The organism is Pantoea sp. B623 (assembly GCF_024814475.1).
In the GTDB taxonomy this organism is placed as follows: Bacteria; Pseudomonadota; Gammaproteobacteria; order Enterobacterales; family Enterobacteriaceae; genus Pantoea; species Pantoea ananatis.
Genome location: NZ_JANUXM010000002.1, coordinates 71603 through 87526, shown reverse-complemented (window position 1 = coordinate 87526; position 15924 = coordinate 71603). Strand labels below are relative to the sequence as shown.

Sequence of the window (15924 nt, the reverse complement as noted above, 5' to 3'; positions counted from 1 at the left end):
GCAGACTGTATCTGAGGAGCGTGGTTTTACCCAACCCCTCAACCGCGAAGGCTACGCGTTTATCCACGCAACCGCTTCTGGTATATATGCAGGCACAGTCATCCGTGCTTCCTTCTCCAGCAGCCGTAAAGCGTCCCGGGCTTTACCGGCGAGCATGTATTCCTGGACGCTAATCCGACGACGGGTGCCGTCGAAAAACCGTTCGCACCGTTCAGTATTATCGCTGTACACACAGATCCCAAAGGTGGAGCGCGAAGCATCTTCATCCCCGTACACCTTCCTCTCCGGACAGGTCATGTCGGCAAAGCGCTCAACACTGTTCCGTTGACTGTCGCCATCATTGTCTCTCGGCGCAGCAACGCGGTTGCCCGGAATACGCGCCAGCTCAAGGTAGCAGCGGAAACGTGTACCGCCGATAGCGACGATGTGCCCCCCGGCCTCTTCTGACGCTCTGCCCGTATGATTGTGGTAAAACGCGTCGGTCAGAATGAATCCGGCTTCCCCGTCAACCAGAATGACCCGCCGCGCCAGCCCGAATTCAGGCATATTAATATCCGGGCCTTGATAAAAAACGTGCCATATCTTCGGGGGAGCTCCCGCAGAGCCACTGGCCGGCTCTCTCCCGGTAGAATTGCACTCCGAAGATCGGGGCGCGATGAGATATAGCTGCTGTGTCTGGACACAAAACCTGCCTCTGCCGTTCGGGTGCCAGCGTGTTTATGAGCTTTTTCAGGTTCACATGACTGAGGTGATCCTCCGGTTCTTCTAACAAAAGGACATCAGGCTCTCAGTACTGTTCAGGCCAACGCAGGGCAAACTCCATTTTCATGAAGCACCGCCTGCCTTTACCGCGATTGTGAACACAAATGCCGTCTTCCGTAATATCAGGACTGGCTTCGGGACGCGAATGCGGGCCCGAACGGATGCCGAACTGGCAGGTTTCGAGACCCTTATTAATGACGGACAGCTGCTCTTCATGAAAAAGGGTTTTGTGCTGACGCGAGGTATTCTCCAGCCTGTATGCCTTAAATCAGTGATAATACCCGCTTCTTCAGAAACTCAGGCGAGCTGGAATAGTATCCACATCCTGATTTACTTATGCCTGATGATAATCCCGGCGCTCTGGTCACTGACAGAAAGCCGACTTAACGTCGGCATTATTTAATTAAAAGCGGTGGGAATTTCAGGCTGAAATAATTTTAATTTTTTTAATAAAATCAATAATTTAATTAAAATTCGCTCTGGGTAAAACCTTATTCTTAATTCCTGATACTTTCTCACAGAGGCATCGTCAGCAGGGTCTGATCACTGGTCATTTACAGACTTAGTCATCATGCGATCAATGACGCTCCGGACGGCGGCATCAAGCTCAGCCTGACAGGCCGCAGAAAGACGGGAGAATTCGTAAGTGACAAGACGTTTGTCAGCATCGGTTTTTTTTCGGGCGAACTGCTTTTTATCAATAAACTCCGCCAGCTTCTCTGTCACGATTTTTTTGCTGCCCGCAGCTTTGCGGGGTCCTTCGCTTTCAGCACGAAAATAGCTGATTATCCGGTTCTTATAAGCGGGCTCGGCCATATCATGAGATGCATCCTCTTCAATCCGGCTGCGGACGCAACCGACTAAGGCGTCAGTGGTGATCTGTCTTGCCCGTGCTTTATCCGTCACCTCCAGCAGGGCCCGGTAGTCACTAATTGAAAGCTCGCTAACAGAGGGGAAAACCGCGATGATTTCATCTGGCACCGCGGCAGCCTGAAAAGCCCGGGTTACCTTGGCGGCAGACAGCCCTTCTGCAGCGGCTATCTCTGACTGATTCATGTCTTCCGGATACATGAGTCTGAGGCGTTTTCCGAGTTCACGCAGCGTATGCTCTTTTGCTGTCTGGATGTCCACGGCCAGTTGTCTGGCATCAGAGAGAGACAAGGCATCACGCGTCACCAGAACCTCAAATGCGGTTCCGTTGTAAATGCAAGCGGCACGACGTCGTGAACCATCCAGTATCTCAGTCCGACCATTAACCTCACGTCCGATGGCAGGAAAGAACTGCTGGAGCCGGATGGTCCGGGAAATATCACTGACCGAATCGCGCGTCAGAAATGCCTGGTCACGGCCGTTTACCGTGGCATCAACGAACGTCTGCGTTTCGATGTCATCATGCAGTATCTTGGTCAGGACAAACCGGGCCTGAGCACCGGACTTGAGAGTAAACACCCGCTCGCTGTCTGACTCGTTCATCATTTTTGAAAAACTGGAATTACCCAGCTGCCGGCCCAGCTTGACCATTTCCTTTTTCATTTCACACCTCTGATGAATTCAATCCTTTTAAATACGGCCTGAGTGAAACGCTCCGCCTCACGCTTCGCTTTCTTGAGCGCCTCAGCGCTTCCCGGATAGGAACAGGGATCGGCACTCACAATGGTGTCGAAGCTTTCTCCGCAGCGTTCAAATCCGTCAAGCCTGGGCAATGTCGCGTCAAGAATGTAAGAGGTAAAAACATCACGGGCGAGGCCGTGTGTCATTTCATGATCCCGCTTCGAGGTCATTTTCGACATAAAGCCAATATTTCCCTTTATCCGCGGCGTGATGCCCTCTTCCTCAAGCTGCTCAATCATTTCAGGCAGCCGCGTGAGGTACTTAAGGGTGGAGTGGAAATCGACCTGTGCGGGCGGTGTGGGCGTCAGCAGCAGGTCACTCGCGGCGAGAGCATTCAACATAAAGGCATCGAGATGAGGACCAGTATCAATAAAGATGAAATCGTAATCAGAACCGACACGATCAATAATCGTCCGGCGCAACACTTCAGAGGGAAGCCTGTCAGGTAAATGCTCTCTGACAAGATCATTCCACTGACTTGCAATAAAACCATCGTCAATAGAAGCAGGAATAACATCAACACCGGGGATAATGGTGGGTTTAATGATGTCCTCTCTGAGCTGGCCAGCATCCAGATCATTAAGCATGGCCTGTGCAGCTGTTTCCATTATGGAACCAATGCTGTTTTCCTGGCTGAGAAACATGGTACTCGAGGCCTGGGGATCGAGATCAACAACCAGTATACGAAGATCGTGCTGAAGAAGATCCTGATGAACCCGCAGGCCATGTGCCAGAGTCACCGTACTGACGGTTTTCGATACCCCGCCTTTCAGGTTCACAACAAAAATAACAAAAGGCCCATCCCCCGCGTGCACATCACGATATTTAGGCACTTTACGGTGAGCATAGATATCGACAACATCCTGGATGGTCAGGGCGTAATGCCGGGTGTTACCGGCATCTTTTTTACCAAAAACATGTCCCTTCGATTCCATTTCTTCAATAGCTTGCTCAACGGCACGGCGGCTTAGTTTGGGAAGGTTAGCCACGGAATTGCGCGTGAACGTCTGATAGTACTGATCAAGACCAAACTCATTTCTTCTGACTGAAATATCGTCGCTCATGCTGCGCAGCATCGCGCTCGCTCTGCGGGCTGTCTCATCCACGCCACCGTAATGACTTTTCATTTAACCGTTCCGTTGTCAATTTTGAAACTGATTGTACATCTGAAAAAGGTCAGATCAACTTATTTCGTTAAATCATAAAAAAGTTGTACAAACACAGAATATGCTAACTGACAGTTTTCTTTAGTCTGTCATTCAAAAGTTATCCATGTAATGCAGAATTTTAAAACAGCCTTCATCAGTCAAATGCAAACTGACAAGCACCTACCCTCAGTTAATAATCAACTATCTCACTGATTTAATTGATAATTATAGTTATATTTCAGATTGAAATTCCCATATATCTTCCCTTCAACGCTCAGGTGAGCGGTATGCTGCTCACTTATCAGCCCAGGATTCACAGGATTGAAGTCACGTTCATTACACCACCTGTAATAAACGCCAAATGCCTGTTTCAGATAAAATTGTCAGTCACCACACGGCTCAGGTCTGATGAATTTGTTCAGGAAATACCATACGGCCGTAAATCTGCTTCAAAACCAGAGTTGTCTTCTGATGCCTATTGACTGCTTTCTTTAATCTCTGAGATAAAGATGTGTGCTGACGGGATACTGAATACTCTTCCGGAAACATGTGCGCCGGAGGGGCGATGTATAAGTAATGAACACATGTGTGTACTGGCGGGGAAACCATTCCGTGTACATGAGCAAGCAGAATGACCAGAATCCTTTCTTCATCGGGCATCGATACAGCCAGACGTGACCAGGCCAGCGCGACAAATCTACGGCCGGACAAACAATTTCTCAACCAAACACCTGGATATGTGTGCTGGCGGGATGGTTCCTCTCTCTGCGCTGAAATACGCTGCTGCGGATTCAACGGATATGAACCTGAAAGTATGTGCGCTGACGGGCATAGATGAAGTAAACCAATGCTCGGTGTGTGCTGACGGGTTTAGAACATACAAATGTGTGTGCTGGCGGGTTTAAGTAACGTCCTGAGATGCAATTATGTGTGCTGGCGGGTATCCCTCATGAGTTATAGACAGGAGTATATGTGTGCTGGCGGGCCGCAGATAACTGCAAGTTATCCAGGTAAAAGATAACGATGAAGCAACCGGCCCAATGTGTGTGATGGCGGGTAACAATTCTGTGTTCAAGGCGCACGAATGTGTGTTGGCGGGGGATCTCCCAGCTGAATGATTGAACATGTGTGGTGACGGGTGCGTCTTCACAATAGACGCTGAGTATGTGTGCTGGCGGGTTCCTCGGTAGTGACGTCGCTCCAGAACCGGACACAACTTTGACGAAGACGCACTTGTCCCAACAGCACACACTTAAATGTCAGAAGGTTTCAGCTTGGGGTTACGTTTATGTATGATAACAAAGTTTTCGCGGGCTTTACGAACAAGCGAAAATTCCAGATAACCGATGTTCTGTAACTGCTCAAGCGCCTTTTTGATCGTACGGTTTTGTTCACTGACAGAACTACTGAGTGAAAGGCGCTCACGCAGGCGTGAGAAGCTGACAGGAATCGGGTTGGCAGGAAGACTTTCAATGAAAGTGTAAATCGCTTGGGCGGCTTCCTTCTTTGGAAGCGCTTTGATAGCGTGGTGTTGTAGAAGGACTCTGTAGTCTAACTGAAACAGCTCCCACAGTTTTTCATCCGCTTCCAGCTGAACAATATCCCTTTCAGCATCAAAATAACCGGTCTTCAGCAGGCCAGTTTGATAACTCCCTCTCGCATCACTCCCCCGCTTGAAAGAGATTGATTTATTGCGTAATTTCCCCAAAGACTCGTGGATGGTGAGCCGGAGACGGGCGTCAATTCGTTTAGCAGAAAATCCACACCCTTTGGCAAACTCAGTAAACTTCAGTTCGATTTTGTTTGATACCAGACCATACTTGCTGAAGGCATAAATAACCCCAATCCAGACCTTGAAATCACTGTCCATATTGAGTCTTGGCCCAGAAATGTTGATGTGATCATAGCCTTCAGCCCGGGCTATCTCTAACTGTGAGAATAACTCGGATGCATCCACAACATTATTTTCGCCCTGGGATTTTGTGGGTTTGGGTACAAAAACGCCGAGGCGCATAAGTGCTACAGGCTGAACGGTATTATTGGAATTAACTGTGAGTTGTTTGTCTTTACTGACCATGTCACTGTAAAGTGCATCACCTATAAATGACTCATCTTTCATATAATTATCTCACTTAGTCGTCACAGAATCTTACTGTGATTAAAGATCACCTTTATCCCACCAGCACACACATTACATCCCACCAGCACACATTACCAGCCCACCAGCACACATGTTTATCCCACCAGCACACATGTTTATCCCACCAGCACACATCTGTAACTGGCTTGAAGGCAGTCACGACAAGGCCTGAGAGATAATGGGATCTGTTTGGAGCTATAAGGATCTTACTGGAATATTTATTGGATCGAGCCTGTGCACATGTGGATAAACGATCATCTCTACTAACGCGCCTTCGGCTTGTTCAACGGAAATCGCACACGCAAAAAATTTGCGAATGCGATTTCCGTTACCAGTAAAGGCCTGCCCATAACCGTTTAGTATTATCAGTTTACTAATTTCCAGACATGAACCGGTACACGGTCAAACAGCTTACCCACTGTCAGTTCAGCTTTACGGTGATCGTATGCTGACGTCATCGCATATTCTTCTTTTGGATCGCCTTCGTACTTCAGGTGTTCGTAAACGGTCTCCAGCGTGTCCATCGAACGACAGCGTCTGAATCTCATTAACCAGTCTGTTTTTGTCATACCTTGCCTTAAATAAGTGGTTTCTCACAGCATGGGATGGGCCGTAAACCAAAAAATTTTTGCTGAGGGGAATAACTGCAAAGTTTAAAATGATTTCTAACGTAGACAAACGAGAACAGGCCTGTGTTTTGAAGTTCTTTAAGCGCTTGGCTGATCCCGGAACTAACAGGAGGGGATTCGCCGCAATATGAAACCGCATACTGTTGATTCTTCGATTTTCAGTCTTGTGCGTTACGATGCAACCAGTGGCCTTCTCGAGCTGGAGTACATTAACGGAAGCAGTCGCCGCTGGCTGAGCGTTCCGGTCAGAGTTTAACACACCTTCTGCAGGGCCAGAGACCCGGATGCCTGTTTCCGAAGCTGTATCGACGGACACTACACTTCCCTTCGCGGGAATCTGACTTTCTGAGGGAGATTCAGGTTCACTTTTTCTGCTCAGTTCAGCCATCATCCTCGCATAATCATCATAATGATTTTCTGCCTCTGTCCGGATTCGGCTGAAGGTATATGAGAACCGGTGCTGGTAGCCACAGCGTTTTTCTCGGGCGGCCTGCATCAGCGCCTGCTGGACCCACAACCAGAAAGAACGCCCTTTTTCTGAAGGCACCGGATACCCGGCCTTTTTCATGATCTTGCGCGCCACACTTTCGCTCCAGCCATTTATCAGCGACAGCGCACCATTAATATCACCACGTGATGTCAGTAAATTAATTTCATGAAACTGATTCATTATTTTTCCTCCGTCCTTTATAAAAAAATTATCGGAGGGTAAACTGATTTCTTAAGGGGACAGTTGTTATGAGTTATTAAAAAACGTTAATACTGAAAAATTTTTGATTATTTATTGATCGGGTTTAATGAGTTATTAAACTGCAATGAAACAGGGGTTATAAAGAATGAGAAACCTGAGGGTTTACTGTCTTTTTTTATTTACAGTTCCTTTTTTCACATATTCCGACTCTGACCTGCAGACGGGTTTTTCGCCCGAAGGAAGTGCTCAGACACTCATCATAAACTTCATACGCTCGGCCGAGGGTTCAGCGGACGTGGCTGCATATGAGTTCACCAGCAAGCCGGTCGCTGAGGCGCTTGTGCAGCTCTCGCATCGCGGCGTACCTGTAAGATTAGTGGCTGACGAAAAGAAAAGCCACGACCGCTGGTCACTGACTAATGATCTGGCCTGTTCAGGTATCCAGGTCAGAACAGATGCGCAGTACAGTATTATGCATAACAAATTTATTGTGACAGGAAATAATGGTGTCCAGACAGGATCTTTTAATTACACCTCGTCGGCGGAAAAGCGTAATGCCGAAAATGCGCTGGTTGTCAGAGACAGTTTGCCAGTGAGTAAGCAGTATCAGGATGAATTTAACCGGCTCTGGGCGGAATCATCACCCGTAAAGTGCAGCCGTTAAAAAAATAATTAATATTGCCGGTAAGGTGGGCTGTGTATGACTAAGAAAAAAGTGTATCCGGTTTACTTCACTGGCCAGCGTGGCCAGAACGAGGCGTCAGAAGCTTTCCAGCAGAACGAAACGCCTGTCTGGCAGCGCTGGCTGAAGCACGCCCGCGACAACAAAAAGACCACGGTGGTGACCTGCAGCTGCCTGCCGGCAGAGACTGACCCCGTCAGACGGCGCCTGAAAGTGCATTACTCTCAGGAGACTGAACGATGCTGGCTCTCTTCATATGCCTTTACAGGTAACGAACACAAGCCGGACTGCCGTTTCTATTCGGTATGGTCAGACGAACGGCAGGCGGAGATTTATCAGGGGGATGCGGTCCGCGCCGCTGCGGACGGCACCATCGTGGTCAGACTGCCCACCGGTCTGCAGTAAAAGGCACCGTCAGAGTCAAAACCGGCTGAAGACGTGTCCGGTGATGAACCGGTGAAGCGTAAGCGCCGGCCCTCGATGCGCCTGCTGGGGCTGCTTCACCTGCTGTGGGAACAGTCCGGCATCAACGTCTGGCATCCCGCTTTCGATAAAAAGAAACGCACGCCCGGCTGGGTGAGCTGGCACCTGCAGCAGACGGCGGGCCGCATTCGCGTCGGCCGCGTGCCACTTGAGGAGTCGCTGCTGCTCATGGCCATGAAGGGCACGCCACAGGTCATTTCAAACTGGGAACACCTGAGAGCGGCCGAAAAGAACAAACGGCGGCTCATCGTGGTGTCCGTTCTGGCCAGCTGGAATGCGGCTGCTGAAGCACGGCTGCAGACCACGCTGTCGCTGGGGCTGTTTTTCGGTTTCCCTGACCTGGTGCTGCCGGAGGACGTGCGCCTGCGCCTTGAACGGAGCTTTGGCCGCGAGCTGGGCGACTGGCGCCGGGGCATGAAGGTCGTGGTCATCGCGGAAACGGAACCGCCCGAAACGACATTCAGGCTCACAGACGGGCGCAACCGGCCGTCCAGTTGCAGCACCGTCATCGACGTGGCGCTGATGACGGTCAGCCCCCGCTTTATTCCGCTGGATTCCGGGTATGAGGGAACGGTCGAAGACAGGCTGTGGCAGGAAAAACGCGCCTTCATCAAGCCGCTGTGCTACGACGGCGAGGAAGACGTATTCCCTGACTTTGTGCTGAAGGACGTTCCCGCCGTGGATGCGCTGCCGATGGAGGTCTTCGGCATGAACACGCCTGAGTATCTGCTGCGAAAGCAGGAGAAGATCGCCCACTACGACAGGGAATACGGACCAGGCAACTGGTGGTACTGGAACGCTGCAGAGAAGTCAGACATGCCGGCTTTTCCGGCACGCTGACATTCGAAACACGTCCGGGGATGCCTGTCAGCGAAGTTTTCTGCTGCTTTTGGGCAGAGTAAACACCAGGAGCAGAGACAGAATGACAGAGATGACAATGTTGGCCATGACCATAAAGTCAGTCACAGCTTCATCACCGTAAATGTGGAACTGGCCAGCCAGCCAGCTGAACACTGAAAAAGGCACCAGAACGGCGACGGCCTTAAAAAGCGCGACGCAACAGAAGATAAATACAATAGTGAGGAAAATTATCCGCTTCATCAGAATACCTGTACCGTTCCGTAAGCTTTCAACTGGCTGCCGGGAATATTGAGTGTGGGGCCGTATTTCAGCAGCATATCACGCAGGTAGCTGAACTGGATGGGATGGACCAGCGTGATACAGCCCTCACTCAGCCCCAGCGGGCCTATGGGGTGAAGCCTGAAATTACCCCGTTTCACACCCTGTATGAAGGTGTAATCATCAATTTTGCCGTCATCACGATACAGGCCAAACCATGTCGAGCGGTCAGTACCGTAAACTTCCTTCAGAAAGCGCTCGCGCAGGGGCCCCAGCGTGCCGCCGGACGGTCTTTCCACGATAAAGTAACGCCCCCTCACGATCGGGCCGATGTCGGGCACGTTCGTTTTGTCCGGGTTATTTCTGCCCTCTTTCTGACCCGAGAATGCCGGAAAATTCCCCACGCCCGGGCAGTTCAGTGAAGTGAACTCACGCCGGTTAAGAAGCATATAACAGCTTACAGATGGCATAACACTTCCTTTTGTTCTGTTTATTTTTCATGCTCAGGTTATTCACAGCGTCAGGTAAAACCTGCACAGGTGGTATCAGAAAAATTCTAAAATCCGGCCTCGGTTACGGGTCTTGTTTACGTCCTCATCCATGTAACAGCGCTCCTTCTCATGGGGCGGTTCTTTCTCAGCAGCCGGAGCTGATTGGGTATTTGCATTCACTTGACTACCCGTCTGCATTTTACTTGACCATCGCCAACAAAAATCGCCACTGATACTGAGGGGGTAGTCATGGCATTGCGTGACCGGCAGCTCTGTGCCAGATGCTGACATTAGTGATCATTGGTCGGCCACTGCTGAGCAGCAACATTACATGCCCTGTATGTCTGTTAATATACGCACATTACTAATGATTCTGGGTAAGACTGACATGCCTCAAATAACCATCCATATTCTGAATGCTCAGGAAAAACTCACTGTTCACTGTGAATGGCTGCGAACTACCCTGACCGATACCTATGTAAAAGTCACAAGGCTGATGGCGACCCCTTCAGTTGATGTCATAGTTAAGGCTGGGAAGTCTGTTATCCCCGAAAAAGGGCATGCCGGTTTTTGTCCTGAATCTGGTGTTATCTATATAACCGTCGATCCTGAAAACCCTGCATTTTGCAAAAACGTTGCGCATTCTATTGAACGTATGTTCGCTCATGAACTTCACCATGCGGCAAGGTGGGCAGGACCGGGATACGGCTCAACGCTGGGGGAAGCACTGGTCTCTGAAGGACTTGCCGGCCATTTTTCTCTTGAGCTTTTGGGTGGTGAAGCTGAGCCCTGGGAAAGCCTCAAGTCCGATATTGTTAAGCCCTACCATCCACTCATGTTTGAAATCTGGAATCACACTGATTACGACCATAATACCTGGTTTTTCGGAACAGGAGATTTACCAAGGTGGCTGGGTTATACCGCAGGGTTCAATCTGATATCCAGGTATCTCGCTTCATCCCCACATTTGAAAGCATCAATGCTGGCGAACATAAAGGCTGATGAGTTAAAGGCTTTTATATGAAGTACATACTTTTAATTTCTCTAACGCTGTTATTCAACTCATAAGCGAAACTCGCTTGGTCCGCTTTTCGCTCAGAGCGGACCTTCATCTCAGTCAGCCTGTCCGCTTTGTGCCAGAAGCGGACTTAGCTGGGATCTGAATGCATTAATGACGTGTAATTTTGTCCGGTTAACATCTTTATGCCTCTGATATTTCTCCGGCGAGCCGGAGAAATTTAACCATTTTATCGAAAGCATTCAGTCTTAACTGCATCACGTCAGCAGCAGGCGTTGTACACCGATCAGAAATGCGTCCAGCTTCCGTCTTCGTCTTCCGCGCGGGTTTTTACAGCTGCGGTTTTAAAACCCGGCTTTACAACCGTGGCGGGCACATGAGCAACGGAAAGCGCAGAAGGGCCACTCAGACTGAACACAGACACAGCCTGTAGAAGCCGTTCCGCCTGCTCCCTGAGGCTTGAAGCAGCGGAGGCCGACTCTTCAACCAGTGCAGCATTCTGCTGTGTCGTCGTGTCCATCTCCGTAACGGCAATGCCTACCTGCTCAATCCCACGAGCCTGCTCGGCACTGGCGGAGTTGATTTCTTCAACAGTGTCTGTGAGCTTTCCTACGGCGGAGAGAATTCCTGACATCGTTTCAGACGCGTGAATCACCAGTGCATTACCCTGTCCCACAGTATCAGCATTGGCTGCAATCAGCTGCCGAATCTCACCCGCAGCCGAAGCGCTTCTCTGTGCCAGTGACCTGACCTCGCTTGCCACCACCGCAAATCCCCGGCCGTGCTCGCCGGCACGGGCCGCTTCCACTGCGGCGTTCAGCGCCAGAATGTTGGTCTGAAAAGCTATGCCGTCAATGACGGCGGTGATTTCAGCGATACGGCCGGAGCTTTCGCTGATAGATTTCATTGTGCCGGTAATGGCCGTGGTGGCCTCGTTGCCTTTATTTGCCACGTCCCGAACGCTTACAGCAAGCTGGCCGGCCTGACGGGCATTGTCTGCGTTGTTTTTTACCGTCACGCCGAGCTGCGTCATGGTCGCTGATGTTTGTTCAAGGGCACTGGCCTGCTCCTCGGTACGCTGCGACAGGTCTGTGTTGCCCTGGGCAATCTGGGTACTGGCGGATGCCACGCTTTCTGCATTGCTTCTCACGAGGCTGACCGTGTTAATCAGCGAAGCCTGCATGTCACTGATGGCAGACAGCAGTATGCCTGTTTCGTCTTTACGATCTGCAGTGACGGTACCAGTAAGGTCGCCGCGCGCCACCAAGCGGGCGGCCTCAACGGCCACATTAAGTGGCCGCGTGATACTCCGGGTGATAACCCAGGCAGATACCGCGGCCAGCAACAGCGCAACCACGCCGGCAACAACTAACATCATCAGCGCACCCGAACGGTCGGCGCGAGCCTGCGCAGCGGCAGAGCTCATTCGGGCCTCCTGGAAGGTCTGCATCTCTTTCAGCGACGCCATAAAGTCTCCCTGAGTCTGGTAACGGGGGCCAAACAGGAGTTGGGTGGCATCATCGCTTTTTCCCTGTTGGGCAAGTGCCACCACCTCATCAATGAAAGGCAGAAAAAGTTCTGCACGGGCCTTGAGGCGGGTGAAAATTTCGCTTCCCTGGGGCGTATTCACCTGCTTACCAATAAGACTGAGAAGACTGTCAACTTCATGTCTTTCGCCGCGATAATCGCTGATGGCTTTTTCCCTTTTTGCAACGTCTTTAAGGAGAATCGCATTACGCGCAAGCCGGCTCATATCTGATGTGTAGTAACGGATCGACAGAGAAGTGGAGGCTTTGGTGTAAAGACTTCCTGATATGTCATCATTGGCATTACCGAGAGCATTAATTTTTACGATGCCGATGAGCACCATAAACATAACAAGGAGCGCCATAAACCCGAAGGTGATACCGAGACGCACTCCGATTCTAATGTTGTTCATATTTATTCCTGGTGTAGGCGTCAGCATTCATGCATGGTGCTGACGAAATATACTTCCCTTAAAGGAAAGATAAGTAATGTGTACAGAGCCGCATGATTTGATTGCGGTGAATGTTTTATCGGCAATTTTCAGAAAAGGTTCATGAGGCAAGGTGGAGGTCAGATGAGTACATCAAGGAAGCAATCCACTCATTGCGAAGGGCAAGCACGGGGTTGTGCACTCCAACAGAAGCCTTCTCAAGAAGGAAACTTCAGAAAGAATAATACAGGCAGCTCAGATCCAACTCTCATTTTATTGGTGCAAGTCCTGCGTTTCCGTAAATGGATCACCTGCAGAGAGAAGTCTCATTTTTGGCAATGGGCTCTAAACTCTGGCCGTTGATCGGATAGCCTGAATGACCGTTTCTCGCTCATGAGGGACAGCCATACTCAGATCACCCACATTTCAGGAGATTTGAGTATGAACACATCACCGTGGAACAAAGACCGTATCATCGGCCAAAAAAGACCACTTCAGATATCTCATATCTGGGGGATCCGAATCAGGCTTGAACTGGAAGGTAAAACGCGCGATTTGGCTCTGTTCAATATGGCCCTGGATAGTAAGCTTCGAGGCTGTGATCTGGTAAAACTCAAAGTATCTGATGTTGCATATGGTAGCTCTGTTTCAAGCAGAGCTACGGTGCTACAACAGAAAACCGGCAGCCCTGTCCAATTTGAGATAACCAAAGGGACAAGAGAGGCTGTTTCTGCATTGATAAAGCTTGGCAATTTACGCAGTAAAGACTACCTGTTCCGATCTCGGGTCGGTATTAACCAACACATATCACCCCGGCAATACAACCGAATTTTTCATGGGTGGGTAGCAAAAATTGGTCTCGAAGATTCTCTTTACAGTACACATTCCATGAGAAGAACAAAACCTTACCTGATCTACAAGAAAACTAAGAATCTTCGTGTGATTCAACTCCTGTTAGGTCATAAGAAACTGGAAAGCACGGTCCGTTATCTGGGTATTGAAGTCGATGATGCGTTAGAGATTTCTGAATCGATTGAAGTCTAAGTTTGTCAGGGCTGCAACAGCAGCCCTGTGCCAGAAGCGGACATTTACGTATGAGGTAAGCATTCTGTCACCATGAGTTTTCCAGATTCATTTTCATCCTTGCGCAAGATGTGATGTATGGTTTGAACCTGGTAAGCTGATTTTCGACTGAATGTGATTTTGCTAACATGAAACGCCATTGCGTTTGTGAGAGGTAACAGTGATTCACTTAAGACAGGCTCAGCACAGTGATGCCGATGCAATAGCACATCTACACACCGCCGGATGGAGAGATACCTACACGAAAGTGATGTCTGCGGATTTCCTTGAAAATCAGGCGCAGAAAGATCGACTTTCACACTGGCGCTCAGCACTGAATCAGAGCAATGAAAGCGAAACAGTGTTTGTAGCTGAATATGATGGAAAGGTTGAAGGCTTCATATGTATTAAGCTCCACTATGACGCGCAGTGGGGCTGTTATATAGACAGCCTGCATGTAAGCTCTTCACTACGTGGTCACGGTGTAGGAAAACAACTTCTCTGTCGCGCAGCCGAATGGGTCAAGAGCAGGGATGATGAGTCACCGCTCTATTTATGGGTGTTTGAAGATAACACCCAGGCAACAGCTTTTTATCAGCGCCTCGGGGGCACCATTGTGGAGAGAACATTATCCGATATGCCTTCATCAGATCATGCCCCGGTATTCAGAATCAGCTGGAAAAATGCCGGTCAGCTTCTGGTATCTGCTTGCTGAAAAATTAGCCAATGCCTTTTCTCTCTAAAATCGACACCGCTTTCGGCCTGCTTACCGATTACCTGTTCAGTTAGTGTAAGGAACGAACGGGCAATTTTATGTCTTGATCGGTTCCCGTTAACCCCAACACGGCTGTGTAAGTAAAATTTCCACCTGCTGTGAACACCCCAAACGGCCGCTCCTCGCTCATAGCGGACATTGATCGCTTCGTGAGTCAGCCCCGCGCCAAAAACAGTCCACGAAATTTACCTGAAGATCAACTGCTTTTTGTTGCCTCCCTTTCCGAACGACTTTATAGCGGAACCTTAAAGAGACGACAATGTGATGGCTTTCCTTCATGAAATAGCCCGGCCTTAGTGTCACTGCTTCGTCATCCCCTTAAAGGCGCCTCTGCCGCTCTTTTCATTCCCGTCAGCATCTCAGGTCTGAACTGTGAGAATGACGCTTCCTGTTGTATGGCCTGCCTCCAGAATCCGGTGTGCTTCTGCTGCGTCGGTAAGGGGAAATTCAGCGCCAATGGGGTTTTCAAGCCCCGCAGCCAGTGCTGACATAAGGTCATCTGCTCCCTTCCTGTAAAGTGCAGCATCATCGGCATAGGCGAGTGACCTGGGTCGCATCAGCGCAATCGAGCGGGTAAATCCCAGCTCTTCAACCCGAACCGGCGGTATGGGGCCGGCAGGCTGTCCAAGACTGGCGGCGGTGCCAAAGGGGCGGACGACGCTGAGTGTTCTGGACAGCATCGTTCCGCCGATCCCGTCGATGGCCAGATGCACGCCATATCCTTCCGTAATGTCGCGGACTTTCTCTGGCCATTCAGCGTCCGTGTGAAGCAAAACCTCACTCGCGCCAGCTCGGCGGGCCGTTGCCACTTTTTCAGGCGAGCCCGTTGTACCGATAACTCTGGCACCTTTCATCGCTGCCCAGCGGGTCACTATCTGACCCAGCCCACCGGCAGCAGAGTGAACCAGGATCCAGTCGCCAGCCCTGACGTCCCTTACTTTGTTGAGCAACATATGTGCGGTCAGACCCCGAAGCATCGAACTGCCGGCTGTACGGGTATCCACACCCTCCGGAATCAGTATGAGGCGGCTGGCGGGTATATTGCGGAATTCAGCATAAGCGCCCATCGGACTGCCCGTATAGGCAACGCGGTCTCCCGGAGCGAAGGTGCTGACGTTACTGCCGGTTGCTGTTACCACGCCGGCCCCTTCATAACCGGGCACAGCCCGGGGATATGGCTGCGGGTAAAGTCCTGAACGAAAATAGATGTCGACAAAGTTCACGCCGATTATCTCGTGTCTGATGCGGACTTCATCGGGACCGGGGCTGACCGATTGTGTTTCCACTGCTTTAAGAACCTCAGGTCCACCCGGCTGGCTGATAATCATTGCTAACGACATTCTTTTTTCCTCACTG

The 15924-nt window shown here is 50.2% G+C and carries 14 protein-coding genes and 1 pseudogene; 6 read left to right on the top strand and 9 right to left on the bottom strand.

What is annotated here, in order from left to right:
- Positions 1–51: 51 nt before the first annotated feature.
- The 5 genes from NXS97_RS00490 to NXS97_RS00470 form a co-directional block, all read right to left on the bottom strand.
- Positions 52–546 (bottom strand): TOPRIM nucleotidyl transferase/hydrolase domain-containing protein, encoded by a 495-nt coding sequence (locus tag NXS97_RS00490; protein ID WP_259231544.1) that lies wholly within the window; start codon positions 544–546, stop codon positions 52–54.
- Positions 547–1305: 759 nt separating this feature from the next.
- Positions 1306–2295: a ParB/RepB/Spo0J family partition protein gene (locus NXS97_RS00485; RefSeq protein WP_259231542.1), complete on the bottom strand. Its 990-nt coding sequence runs from the start codon at positions 2293–2295 to the stop codon at positions 1306–1308.
- A complete protein-coding gene (locus NXS97_RS00480; RefSeq protein ID WP_259231541.1) occupies positions 2292–3500 on the bottom strand; it encodes an AAA family ATPase in 1209 nt (402 codons plus the stop codon). The genes NXS97_RS00485 and NXS97_RS00480 overlap by 4 nt, the downstream gene beginning before the upstream one ends.
- Before the next feature lie 1273 nt (positions 3501–4773).
- Complete coding sequence (locus NXS97_RS00475) at positions 4774–5640, bottom strand: RepB family plasmid replication initiator protein (RefSeq protein WP_259231540.1); 867 nt, start codon at positions 5638–5640, stop codon at positions 4774–4776.
- 386 nt (positions 5641–6026) lie between these two features.
- Positions 6027–6230: an Hha/YmoA family nucleoid-associated regulatory protein gene (locus NXS97_RS00470; RefSeq protein WP_259231539.1), complete on the bottom strand. Its 204-nt coding sequence runs from the start codon at positions 6228–6230 to the stop codon at positions 6027–6029.
- 896 nt (positions 6231–7126) lie between these two features.
- Here NXS97_RS00470 and NXS97_RS00465 point away from each other — a divergent pair.
- From NXS97_RS00465 to NXS97_RS00460, 3 genes and pseudogenes are all read left to right on the top strand, one after another.
- A complete protein-coding gene (locus tag NXS97_RS00465; protein ID WP_259231538.1) occupies positions 7127–7645 on the top strand; it encodes a phospholipase D family protein in 519 nt (172 codons plus the stop codon).
- Between the two features lie 36 nt (positions 7646–7681).
- A complete protein-coding gene (locus NXS97_RS23265) occupies positions 7682–8068 on the top strand; it encodes a hypothetical protein (RefSeq protein ID WP_405035967.1) in 387 nt (128 codons plus the stop codon).
- A 30-nt stretch (positions 8069–8098) separates the two neighbouring features.
- A pseudogene (locus tag NXS97_RS00460) lies at positions 8099–8986 on the top strand (DUF1173 family protein); the annotation flags it as partial.
- Positions 8987–9013: 27 nt separating this feature from the next.
- On the opposite strand, the gene NXS97_RS00455 reads toward NXS97_RS00460, so the two are convergent.
- A complete protein-coding gene (locus NXS97_RS00455) occupies positions 9014–9247 on the bottom strand; it encodes a hypothetical protein (protein WP_259231535.1) in 234 nt (77 codons plus the stop codon).
- On the bottom strand, positions 9247–9735 hold the full coding sequence (locus NXS97_RS00450; protein WP_259231533.1) for a DUF2778 domain-containing protein: 489 nt from the start codon (positions 9733–9735) through the stop codon (positions 9247–9249). Before NXS97_RS00450 ends, NXS97_RS00455 begins: the two co-directional genes overlap by 1 nt.
- Before the next feature lie 295 nt (positions 9736–10030).
- Between NXS97_RS00450 and NXS97_RS00445 the strand changes: the two genes are divergently transcribed.
- A complete protein-coding gene (locus NXS97_RS00445; protein ID WP_259231532.1) occupies positions 10031–10780 on the top strand; it encodes a DUF2268 domain-containing protein in 750 nt (249 codons plus the stop codon).
- A 280-nt stretch (positions 10781–11060) separates the two neighbouring features.
- Here the strand turns inward: NXS97_RS00445 and NXS97_RS00440 are convergent, their stop codons facing one another.
- Complete coding sequence (locus NXS97_RS00440; RefSeq protein ID WP_259231531.1) at positions 11061–12713, bottom strand: methyl-accepting chemotaxis protein; 1653 nt, start codon at positions 12711–12713, stop codon at positions 11061–11063.
- A gap of 459 nt (positions 12714–13172) precedes the next feature.
- Between NXS97_RS00440 and NXS97_RS00435 the strand changes: the two genes are divergently transcribed.
- Complete coding sequence (locus NXS97_RS00435; protein ID WP_015701127.1) at positions 13173–13775, top strand: site-specific integrase; 603 nt, start codon at positions 13173–13175, stop codon at positions 13773–13775.
- Positions 13776–13974: 199 nt separating this feature from the next.
- Positions 13975–14508 carry a GNAT family N-acetyltransferase gene (locus NXS97_RS00430; RefSeq protein ID WP_013025476.1) on the top strand — a complete coding sequence of 178 codons (534 nt, stop codon included), beginning with the start codon at positions 13975–13977 and terminating at the stop codon, positions 14506–14508.
- Positions 14509–14927: 419 nt separating this feature from the next.
- On the opposite strand, the gene NXS97_RS00425 is transcribed toward NXS97_RS00430, so the two are convergent.
- Positions 14928–15908 (bottom strand): quinone oxidoreductase, encoded by a 981-nt coding sequence (locus NXS97_RS00425; RefSeq protein WP_259231530.1) that lies wholly within the window; start codon positions 15906–15908, stop codon positions 14928–14930.
- Positions 15909–15924 lie beyond the last annotated feature (16 nt).